The organism is Jatrophihabitans sp. (assembly GCF_036388195.1).
Taxonomy (GTDB): Bacteria; Actinomycetota; Actinomycetes; order Mycobacteriales; family Jatrophihabitantaceae; genus Jatrophihabitans_A.
In genome coordinates this window covers 1-9,609 of sequence record NZ_DASVSG010000167.1, presented here as the reverse complement: position 1 = coordinate 9,609, position 9,609 = coordinate 1, and the positions used below count along the sequence as shown (strand labels likewise).

General features: G+C 73.1%; 10 protein-coding genes and 1 pseudogene. All 11 read right to left on the bottom strand.

The genetic code is table 11. The annotated features are described in order from the left end of the window. Positions 1-458 (bottom strand): annotated as a pseudogene (locus VF612_RS17070) (hypothetical protein); the annotation flags it as partial. Beyond that, positions 455-2,881, bottom strand: coding sequence for a baseplate J/gp47 family protein (locus VF612_RS17065; RefSeq protein ID WP_408661053.1), 2,427 nt, complete (start codon positions 2,879-2,881; stop codon positions 455-457). The gene VF612_RS17065 and the pseudogene VF612_RS17070, both read right to left, overlap by 4 nt. Position 2,882: 1 nt before the next feature. Next, positions 2,883-3,287, bottom strand: a complete 405-nt coding sequence (locus VF612_RS17060; RefSeq protein ID WP_408661052.1) for a GPW/gp25 family protein — start codon at positions 3,285-3,287, stop codon at positions 2,883-2,885. Beyond that, complete coding sequence (locus VF612_RS17055) at positions 3,284-3,613, bottom strand: hypothetical protein (RefSeq protein ID WP_408661051.1); 330 nt, start codon at positions 3,611-3,613, stop codon at positions 3,284-3,286. The genes VF612_RS17060 and VF612_RS17055 overlap by 4 nt, the downstream gene beginning before the upstream one ends. Beyond that, positions 3,613-4,122, bottom strand: coding sequence for a phage baseplate assembly protein V (locus VF612_RS17050; RefSeq protein ID WP_408661050.1), 510 nt, complete (start codon positions 4,120-4,122; stop codon positions 3,613-3,615). The genes VF612_RS17055 and VF612_RS17050 overlap by 1 nt, the downstream gene beginning before the upstream one ends. Next, positions 4,119-5,207 (bottom strand): phage late control D family protein, encoded by a 1,089-nt coding sequence (locus tag VF612_RS17045; protein WP_408661049.1) that lies wholly within the window; start codon positions 5,205-5,207, stop codon positions 4,119-4,121. The genes VF612_RS17050 and VF612_RS17045 overlap by 4 nt, the downstream gene beginning before the upstream one ends. A gap of 7 nt (positions 5,208-5,214) precedes the next feature. Further along, the gene (locus VF612_RS17040) at positions 5,215-5,490 is read right to left on the bottom strand and encodes a LysM domain-containing protein (RefSeq protein ID WP_408661048.1); all 276 of its coding nucleotides are present in this window, start codon (positions 5,488-5,490) and stop codon (positions 5,215-5,217) included. Positions 5,491-5,498: 8 nt separating this feature from the next. Further along, the gene (locus tag VF612_RS17035; protein WP_408661047.1) at positions 5,499-6,203 is read right to left on the bottom strand and encodes a hypothetical protein; all 705 of its coding nucleotides are present in this window, start codon (positions 6,201-6,203) and stop codon (positions 5,499-5,501) included. Further along, positions 6,200-6,448 carry a hypothetical protein gene (locus VF612_RS17030; protein ID WP_408661046.1) on the bottom strand — a complete coding sequence of 83 codons (249 nt, stop codon included), beginning with the start codon at positions 6,446-6,448 and terminating at the stop codon, positions 6,200-6,202. The genes VF612_RS17035 and VF612_RS17030 overlap by 4 nt, the downstream gene beginning before the upstream one ends. Further along, positions 6,445-8,355, bottom strand: coding sequence for an ATP-binding protein (locus VF612_RS17025; protein WP_408661045.1), 1,911 nt, complete (start codon positions 8,353-8,355; stop codon positions 6,445-6,447). Before VF612_RS17025 ends, VF612_RS17030 begins: the two co-directional genes overlap by 4 nt. 1 nt (position 8,356) lies before the next feature. After that, on the bottom strand, positions 8,357-9,609 hold a 1,253-nt coding region (locus tag VF612_RS17020; RefSeq protein ID WP_408661044.1), incomplete at its 5' end, for a DUF4255 domain-containing protein.

The following is a 9,609-nucleotide window of genomic DNA, read 5'->3' as shown; positions in this document are numbered from 1 at the left end:
AAGGTCTGGGACTCCAGCCCCGGGGTGGCCTTGGACGCGATCGCCAGGGCGGCGGGCACGACCAGCGGCCCCGGTCCGGAGGCCACCACCGCCAGCGTGCCGGTCGCGCCGATCCCCGGCCGGGGGCGGTAGCCGAGCAGGCCGACCAGGTGCGCGACGCTGCTGTCGAGCTGGGCGGTGCCGACGAAGTGCTCGTTGACGATCCGCTCGTTGTAGAAGGTGAGGATGTCGGCGACGTAGGCCCACCAGTCCAGCACCTGCAGGCCTAGATCGCCGTGGGCGGTGGGCTTCCAGGCGTCGAGCTCGGTCTCGCCGTCCAGGTGCTGCAGCAGCGCCCTGCGGAAGGTGGCGAACGTGCCGGCCCGGTAGGCCAGCTGGGTCAGCCCGCTCGGGTTGCTGATCGGGTACCGGGTGGGCAGCTCGCCGCAGCCGCCGCCGCACCCGCACTGGCAGCTCATTTGCCACCCTGGACGAGTACGCGGACCGAGCCGTAGTCGGGCAGGCTGGGGTTGTTGTCGACCCGGATGATCTCCTCGCGGCCCACGGCCACCACCTCCGGCATCGGCACGAAGTCCGGGACATACCCGCGTCTGCGGTAGCTGATGCTCACCACGCCCTCCACGCCGACGGCTCGCTGGATCGCCGCCTCGAGTTCGCTGCGCTCCAGCCCCGCGCCGAAGCGCAGCTGGCCGGGCGCGAAGAATCCCCGCCTGCCGTCGCACAGCACCCCGACGCCGAGCTCGCCCAGCACACCGGCCTCGACCTCGCCGCGCAGCGCCCAGGCGTGCGCGCACACCACGACGATCAGATCCAGCCCGACGTACCGGGGAGCGGGGGTGTAGACCTCGTAACCGGCGATCCGGCGCCGGCCGAGCAGCTGGATCAGCGCACCGTGCTCGCGCACCGTCGGCTGCCCGCCGGCCCGCGGCTGCCCGGTGGCGAAGACGCTCAGCCAGCTGCCGGTCCAGCGCATCGAGGCGCCTGCGTCCAACACCCAGTCCAGCTCTTCGGCGGTGTGCTCGTAGTCCTCGGCGCGGACCGCCCGGAACTGCCGCGCCCGGAATGCCTGCGGCGCGGTGGCCCGGACGTGCTCCAGGGTCTCCTCATCCGCCCCGCCGGTCGCCACGAACGGGTTGGCAGCGGACAGGATCACGCCGCTGAGGGCGTCCGGGATGACGGTGATCGAGTCGGCCGCGACGTTTCCGGCCTGGCCCGCGGTCACCCGGTAGGTCAGCTCGAAGGCAGCGCCCGTCGGTGGCCGCTCGCCGAACGCGCCGTCGCCGAAGCGCACCGAGTTCCCGCCGTCGCCGTCGTACTCGAACCCCGGCAGCCCGCTGCTGCGGTCCACCCGGATGTCGCGGTACACAATCGGGTCGACGGTGTAGGCCGGTTCGAAGACGCCGGCGTCCAGCAGCGAGCGCCGCCACCGCCAGGTCCGCGGCAGGTCGCCGGGGTCGGCCGGCCGCTGGATCAGGCACAGTTCGGGACGGGTGGTGCCGTCGGTGTCGGCCAGCCAGGCCAGCAGGCCCTGGGCCAGCGTGTGCAGGTGCATGGGCGCCGGATCACCGCAGCCGGCGTCCGGGCCGCTGCGGGTGACGGCCGCCTTGCCGGCATCCGGGGAATCCGGGTCGGGGTCGATGACGAACGTCTCGGCGTACCGGCGGCCCTCGACGGCCGGGACCAGGTTGCCCGCGAGCACGGTGCGCTCCAGGGCGTGCTCGGCGGCCAGCGCCTCGGTGGCATCCCAGCTCAGCCGGGTCACCGCGATGCCGTACAGCTGGTCGACCTCCTCGATGGCTCCGGTCAGGTGCACCACGGCCCGGGTCGGTGGGTCCGCGGGGCTGGCGGCCTCGGTGTCCAGCAACACGGCCAGGCCGGTGGTTCCCAGTTGCCGGTCGCCGACCGGAAAGCCGAATCCGTGCCCGCGGACCCACAGCTCGCACGCGCCGGCCGGCAGGCAGCTCTGCGAGTCGTCCCACCAGTACGGCACGATCCGCGCGACGGCGGGCAAGGCGGTGTGGTCCCACCGGTTCCACCGCGGGTCGACGCCGAGCGGGCCGGCGGCCAGCCCGCCGGTCTCGGGATCGAGCAGCCCCGGGCCGAGCTCGAAGCTCAGCGCGCCGCCGTCGGGCTGGGGCGCCTGGACGGTCAGGCCGGCCGGCAGGGTCGCCGAGCTGACGTCGATCTGCACCAGCGCCTGGGCCGAGGTCGCCGGCCGGGGCTCGTAGTCCACCAGCCTGGCGTGCCGGACCACCGAGTTGCGCTGGGTCGCCGTCGCCAGGGTGCGCTCATGGGAGATCCGGTCCTGCAGGTAGCTGAGGTCATCGCCCACGGCGCTCAGCAGCTCCAGCAGCATCATGCCCAGGTCGGGCTCGTCACGCTCGACCCACTGCGGGTAGGCGCTGGCGGAGTAGTCCAGCAGCGCGCCCCGCAGGCTGGTGTAGTCCTTGGCCAGGTAGTCGATGACGGGCACGCCACCGGGCGGCTCGTCGCACCGCTCGGGTGGCGCGCAGTCCAGATCCGAGGGGCAGCCGGCCTTGAACGAGAACCGCGCCGAGGAATAGAACGAATCCAGAGCGGCGCTCTCGATGCGCAGCTGGTAGCGGGAGAAGTCGCCCGGGAACGGCGTGCGCAGCTCCAGCATCGGCCGGCCGGCGTCGTCGACCCCCCAGTCGGAGGCGGCGAGCGGCTCGACCGGAACGGCCGGTATCGACTCGCCGCCGGTGATGGTGACCGGATTCGTCCCGGCCAGCGTGGCGGCCACCGCGACGGTGTTGAGGAAGTGCACCCGCAGCGAGGTCTGGTCGGCGCCGGTGATCTCGACGAAGTCGATGCCGTTCAGCGTTGCGGACGCGATCAGGTCGGCGAGGCGGTCGGGCATCTCAACTCACCTTGACCGAGAGGGTGGCCGGGGTCTGGGTGTCGACCAGGGTGTAGGAGACGGTGATCAGCAGGCTGCCCTCGTCCAGGCCGTTGGCCGGGTTCGCCCCGGACAGCACCTGCACGTCGGTGAGCCGCACCTGATCGCCCAGCCAGCGGTTGATCGACTGCTGGACCTGGATCCGGACGGTGGCGGTCAGGGCATCGGACTGCGGCGCGAACACCAGCCGGCGCAGCCCGCAGCCGAACTCCGGCAGGCAGACCCGCTCGCCGGGGCTGGTGAGCAGCAGTTGCCGCAGCAGCTGGTTGACGTGCTCGGGATAGTTGGCGCGGGCCAGCTGGCGGGCGCCGGCGTCGATGCGCAGCGGATAGGCGTAGTCATGGCGGATGTCGTGCCGGATCGTCACAGCCCACTCACCTTCGGCTGGGTCGAGGCGATCATCACGGGCCCCTGCGGGGCGCCGTCGGCCGCCTTGCAGAGCCCGACGCTGTCGGTGGTCAGCGGCTGTGACCCGTCGGCGGTGGCCATCAGCGCGGTGACGATCCACTGCACCTGCAGGCACGGATGCGGCGCGCCGGCCACGTTGAAGGCACAGCCGCCGATGGTGAAGGTGTCGCTGGACAGCACGATCGGCGAGCCGCCCAGGCTCACCTTGGTGTTGGCCGCGACCGCGCTGACCATGCCGCCGTGCGGGCACTGCAGCGTCGAGGACGTCGTCAGGTAGTTGCCCATCAGCTGACCTTGAACGCGTCGTTGTTGAGGGCCACGCCCGAGTCGCTGACCGCGACCGTCTTCTGCCCCCGGCTGGCGGTCACCCCGCTGCTGTCCAGCACGACGGCGCCGCCGTTGGAGTCACCGAGGCTCACCTCGTCGGCGTCGTCGTCGAAGAGCAGCTGGTGTGGCGCGGCGGTGACGATGCCCCGGACCGTCGGGGTCGCCTCGGCCGGCAGCTCGCCGTCGCGCCAGAAGCAGCCCGTCCAGATGGGGTAGGAGACGTCGCCGCCCTCGAACTCGATCCATACCGCGGCGCCGGGATCGGGCAGGAAGAAGAAGCCCACCTTCGGTCCGGCATAGGGCACGCACGGCTGGCACCAGCCGCTCGGCGTGGTGCCCAGCACCGCCGGCACCGTCGCCCGGATCCGCAGCGTGCTGGCGTCGACATCGGTCACGATGCCGCGGTACTTGCCGTAGAACCGGTTCTGCAGCCGGTCGGCGAGCTCGAACATCAGGTCGGAGTTCATGCCGCCGGTCCCATCGCGTTGCGCACCAGCACGAACGACATCGCGTGCGCCTGGGTGGTGATGCTGTGCCGGACGCTCCACACCAGGTACGAGCCGGACAGCAGCGAGCCGCAGCCCTCGACGGCGACCACGGCGCCGACCCGGAGCACCTGCTTGAGCACGTTGAGGTCGGCGGTGCCCTCGCACCGGACGAACCAGCCGGCCTCGCGCAGCAGCCCGGCGGCGCGGGCCGGCAGTTCGGCGGTGTCGGCGGCGGCGGTGAGGATGACGGTCCGGTCCTGGCCGGTGAACGCCGCCAGCCCCTGGGCGTCCAGCGGCGGCAGCCCGGAGTCGGAGGTGTCGGCGCTGACCCCGTCCTGGTCGTCGTCGGTCAGGCTGGCCTGCCGCGCGGCCACGCTGCTGGGCCGGGTGGCGTCCCAGCTGAACTCCAGCACCGGCACGCTGCTGGTCTTCGGGTCGTGCACGCCGATGGTCACCGCGGCCGGCGCGGTCAGGCTCGGGGTCGCGAAGTAGCCGGTCCGCTGGCCGGCCTGGTCGGCGCAGAACACCCGGAACCAGCGCCCGGTGCGGCGGGCCAGCCGGCGCAGGAAGTCGGCGTCGGAGGCCCGCTGCATCAGGGTGTGCTCGTCGTCGGTGTGCGCCGGAGAGGCCTCGTTGCCGTTGTCGGCGGCGGGGGAGTAGCCGTAGCTGGTGAAGATCTGGCCGGCGACGTCGGTGTCGCTCAGGCCCGACCACTCCTTGACGGTCTCGGTCAGGCCCATCAGGACGGTGGCGTCCTGGCCCCACACGTCGACCGTGGCGCCGGCCGGCCCGGCCGGCAGGTGCACCTTGTGGGTCAGCACGTAGCCGTCGAAGATGCACTGCTGCTCGCCGCCGTCCGGTGTGGCCAGCACGGCGATGTTGGCGTACGGCGCGATCCGGGCGTCACCCACCCAGCTCAGCTCGCCGTCCTTGGCCGACACCGGCAGCTGCAGCGAGATCGCGCCGGGCAGGTCGGCGTTCTCCTCGACCTCCAGCCGGCTCACCATGTCGTAGAACTCCTGCTCGGCGGGGGTGCCGTCGAAGAGCACCTGATAGGTCGACATCCGCTGGTCACCGCCCCGGTTCCGGGATGGCGATCAGGTCATGGGCGGCCAGCGCGTCCGGTGACATCGCCTCGTTGGCATCGCACAGCGTCCAGGTCTTCGTCGCGTCCTTGAGGAACTGGAAGGCGATCACGTCCAGCCGCTCGCCCTCGCCGCGCCGGTACCAGCCGATCGTGCGGCCCGGCGCGGCCTGCGGGATGCGGGTGACGACCACCACCGAGCCGTCGGCCAGGGTGACCTGGTAGGTGCCGGCGTGGGCGTAGCGGCTGTCTGATGAGAACACGGCGGGCCTCAGATCGGCAGCATGCCGAGGATGGACTCCCCGGCATTGATGAGGTTGGCGACGGCCAGCGCCTGGCGCAGGCCCTGGGAGTAGGCGTTGGCCGCATTGGCAAGCCCGGCAAGGGTGTCGGTGTCGTGCTTGAGCTCGTCGTCGGTCAACACCCGCAGGGTGATCTGGACTTCGGCCTTGGTGGGGTTGAGCAGGCCGTCGTAGAGCCGCTCGGTGATGTTCAGGGCGGTGACCCGGACCGGGACGATCCGGCCGGGTCCCCAGACGAACAGCACCGTGTTGACGGTGTTCGCCGGAACGGCCCGCTTGACGCCGCTGCTGCCGCTGGCGCCGAAGGCCGAGCCGATCGCCGCGGTGACCGAGCCCAGCAGGCCGCCGGTGGTGGCGCTGGCCGGGTACAGCAGCATCTCCAGCGCGGCCAGCCGGGAGTACACCCCGCTGACCTCGGCCAGCGCGGCCGACGCCACCCCGTCGGCGATCGAGTCGGCGGCGTCCAGCGACAGCGTGAAGGAGAACGACTCTCCCGGATTGCCTTTTACCGCCAAGGGATTGGTGGTGGTCTGGTTCGGTCCGGCGGCCGGCGCCTCCGGCTGCGTCCAGGCGTGCGACATGGACTCCGGGTTGTACTGGAAGACGATGATGTTCGGGATCGGGATCAGGCCGGTCGGCATGAACTCGACCAGCGCGCCGCGCAGGTAGGTCATGTCGCCGCCCCGTCCAGCCGCAGCGCCGCCTCGATGGCCTGCGCCACCGACTCGGCGAGTTGCTCCAAGGTGCGTCCGTCCCGCGCTGGCACGGTCACCGACACCGCGCCCGGCGGGCCGGCCAGGGCGGGCAGCGACGCCCGGCCGAGCGCCAGGCCCACCAGCTCGGCCAGCCGCCGGGCCTCGGCTTCGGACAGCGCGCCGGCCCGCAGGCTGAGCCGGTCGATGCGCACGGCGGCGGTCACAGCGCCACCACCGCCGGATGCTCCAGACGCAGGACGGCGCCGCGCTTGCTCAGCTCGCGCCGGGAGGCATTGAGCACCGTTTCCACCGAGATCAGCGAGCCTTCCTCACGCGCGTCGAAGGCGGCCGACAGGGCGATCGACTTGATCTCGGCGCCGGTCAGCTCCAGGTGGGCGGCCAGCCACTCGTGATCGAGGACGCCGGTGATCTGCTCGCCGGTCGAGGTGCGCTCGGGCAGCGCCAGCCGCCACAGCCGCAGCCGTTCGTCCCGGGCCGGGGCGACGAAGTCGACGATGATGCGCAGCCGGCGCAGGAACGCGGCGTCCAGATCGCTCTTGCGGTTGGTGGCCAGGACCGCCACGCCTCGGAAGGTGTCCAGCCGCTGCAGCAGGTAGTCGATCTCGATGTTGGCGTAGCGGTCGTGCGCGTCCTGCACCCGGGTGCGCTGGCCGAACAGGGCGTCGGCCTCGTCGAAGAAGATCAGCACGTTGCTCCGCTCGGCCTCGTCGAAGACGGCGGCGAGCTGCTTCTCGGTCTCCCCGATGTACTTGCTGACCACGGTCGCCAGGTCCACCCGGTACAGGTCCAGCTCCAGCTCGCGGGCCAGCACCTGGGCGGCCATCGTCTTGCCGGTTCCGCTGGGGCCGGCGAACAGCGCGGTCACGCCCGCCGTCGTCGGGCACAGCCGCCGGAACTCCCAGCCGTCCAGCACCTCCTGTCGCAGCAGCACCTGGTTGCGCAGCCGCCGCAGGGCCGCCTGGACCTGCTCGCCGACCACCAGGTCGTCCCAGCCGTAGGGCAGCGCGAGCGGCGACATCGTCTCCAGCGCCCCGGCCCGCAGCCGGTTGCGGACCACCCGCGCGGCCGTGGCGCCGGCAGCGGCCGCGGCGTCGATGTCGCCCGGGGTGAGCTCCCAGTCCTCGATGATCCGCGGCGGCTGCCGGTCGGTCCGCGCCGCCCACAGCCGCTGCCGCTGGCCGGCGGTGGTGGCCGGCATCGTCCAGCTCAACCGCACCACGCCGGTGGGCGTGCTGCGCGCCGGGGCCGGCCGCGCGACGAGGGTCAGCGCCCCCGGGGTGGCGTCCACGCCGACCAGGGCGTCGGCGTCGCAGTCCCAGATCGGCAGCGCGCCGAGCAGCCGGACGGCCCGCAAGCCGCGAGCCCCGGACCCGGGGGTGACCAGCGCCGGGGTGTGCCCGAGCGCGACGGCGAGCTGGGCCAGCAGGGTGCGCCGGCCCGATCCGGCAGCCCCGACCAGCTCCATCTCGCAGCCTGCGCCGCCGACACCGGCCGCAGCGTCGCGCATCTCCTCCAGCAGGGCCGGTTGCAGGCAGTCCAGGCCGGTGACGTCGAGAACCCTGGCATCGGCGCGGCCGGCCAGCCAGTCCGGGTTTCCGGCGAGGTAACCGGCGATGTCGGCGTCCACCGTCCACGGCGTGATGCTGTGCCAGGAGTCCTCGACCGGCGCCGCGAGCTGCCAGCGGGCCAGCGCGGACGCGGGCCCCGGCTGGTAGCCGGACGGCCAGTTCCACAGCAGCGCCGCCGTCGCCGGGGTGGGCAGCGCCGGGGTGGGCGCGTCCTCGAGGTAGCCGAGCACCTGGTGGAGCCGGGGCATCAGCTCGCAGGCCGCCAGCAGCGCCAGCCACTCGGTCTCGCGCCCGGTCAGCCCCAGCGAGGTGATCAGGCGCCGCCACCGGGCGTCGGCCACGATCGCCGCGCGGGCCGCCGCGGCTGCCCGGTCGAGCGCCGGTGGCCAGGCCGGCTGGTCGGCGGCCACGATCTCGTCGATCGCCTGGTGCGTCGAGCCGTCCTGCCCGCGCGCGGCCCACCGCTCCCGCAGCGCCGTCACGTGGGCGCCGGCCAGCGCGCGCACCGCGGCGTCCCAGGGCAGGTCGTCGGACAGGTGCATCTCAGACCACCGCCCACAGCGCCGGGTCGGCCTCGACGTCGGCGACCCGCAGACCGATCTGGTACGTGCCCGCCGGCGTTGCGGCGGGTGCTGCGAACGTGATCTGCGACCCCCCGCTGCACTGCCACTCGCCGGGGTCCGGGGTGGCGCCGGCGGCGATCCGGGTCAGCTCCACCGTGCCGAGCCGCAGCATCGCTCCGGCGCCGGCGACGTTGCGTGCCTCGAGGGTGTAGATGCCGGCGCCGGAGGCGGCCAGCAGCGGCCCGCCGGCCGGGTCGATCCAGGGCGCCACGCTGATCGGCACCGGGTTCGAGCGCCATCCCGGCAGCGACGGCCGGGTGACCACCAGCTCGTACCATCCGGCCGGCGTGGCGGTTCCGGCCGGCGGCCGGAGCAGGAACGGCACCCCGTGCGCGGGCGGGGACGGGTACGGCGTGGTCAGCGCCACCTTCCAGCTGGCGGTCACGTCGGTCTCGGTGGCGACCCCGGCCGGGTCGTAGGACACCAGCAGGACGTGGTCGGTGTCGGCGAGCATCAGCCCGTCCAGCTCGACGACCTGCCCGTCGACCCCGTTCGGCGCCGGGGCGGTGGTCGCCGGGCTCTGCGAGACGACCCGGCTGGCCGGGCCGGGCGCCACGTAGTTGACGGTGCGGCGGGTCGAGAACAGCCGGGGCAGGCTGGCGTCGGCGGCCGGGTCCGAGGGCGCTGCGACCAGGTTCACCGAGGTCACCGGGGGCGCCGGCGGCGGCAGCTCCGGCGGGGTCAGGAAGACCACCGTGACCCGGTACTGGGCGGTGGTGCGCAGCGGCAGCCCCAGCGCCTGCCAGAGCCGGCTGAGCTCGTCGAACGTCGGGTTCTCCAGCGTCAGCGTCGCCTCGCTCGGGGTCACCGGGTTCGGCAGCGGGGTCGGGGTCGGCAGCTTGACCGTGGCGTGCTCGTGGAAGGCCTGCATGGCGATGCCGAGCACCTGCTGTTCCTGCACGTAGCTCGACTGCGACTGGGCCGAGAGCATGTACCACAGGTCCAGGCACAGCGGCTCGAAGGCGACCGGTTGCTTGCCGGTGGGGCCGCCGGACTGGGCGGCCTGGGTCCAGAACGAGTTCGCCAGGAACTTGTCCGGGCCGACGTGGAACAGGTACAGGCTCAGCTCGCAGTCCGAGCCGCCGCTGGACGTCTCCGGATGCTGGCCGCTGACGGTCACCGAGAACGGCGGCGGGCCGCCACCGAAGACCGGGCTGGCGTTGATCGCGGTGG

Bases quoted from the DNA above. Each gene is read 5' to 3' on its own strand.
- VF612_RS17055 (WP_408661051.1), bottom strand. From the start codon at position 3,613: ATGGGCAACTACCTGACGACGTCCTCGACGCTGCAGTGCCCGCACGGC.
- VF612_RS17035 (WP_408661047.1), bottom strand. From the start codon at position 6,203: ATGACCTACCTGCGCGGCGCGCTGGTCGAGTTCATGCCGACCGGCCTG.
- VF612_RS17065 (WP_408661053.1), bottom strand. From the start codon at position 2,881: ATGCCCGACCGCCTCGCCGACCTGATCGCGTCCGCAACGCTGAACGGC.
- VF612_RS17025 (WP_408661045.1), bottom strand. From the start codon at position 8,355: ATGCACCTGTCCGACGACCTGCCCTGGGACGCCGCGGTGCGCGCGCTG.
- VF612_RS17045 (WP_408661049.1), bottom strand. From the start codon at position 5,207: ATGTCGACCTATCAGGTGCTCTTCGACGGCACCCCCGCCGAGCAGGAG.
- VF612_RS17050 (WP_408661050.1), bottom strand. From the start codon at position 4,122: ATGAACTCCGACCTGATGTTCGAGCTCGCCGACCGGCTGCAGAACCGG.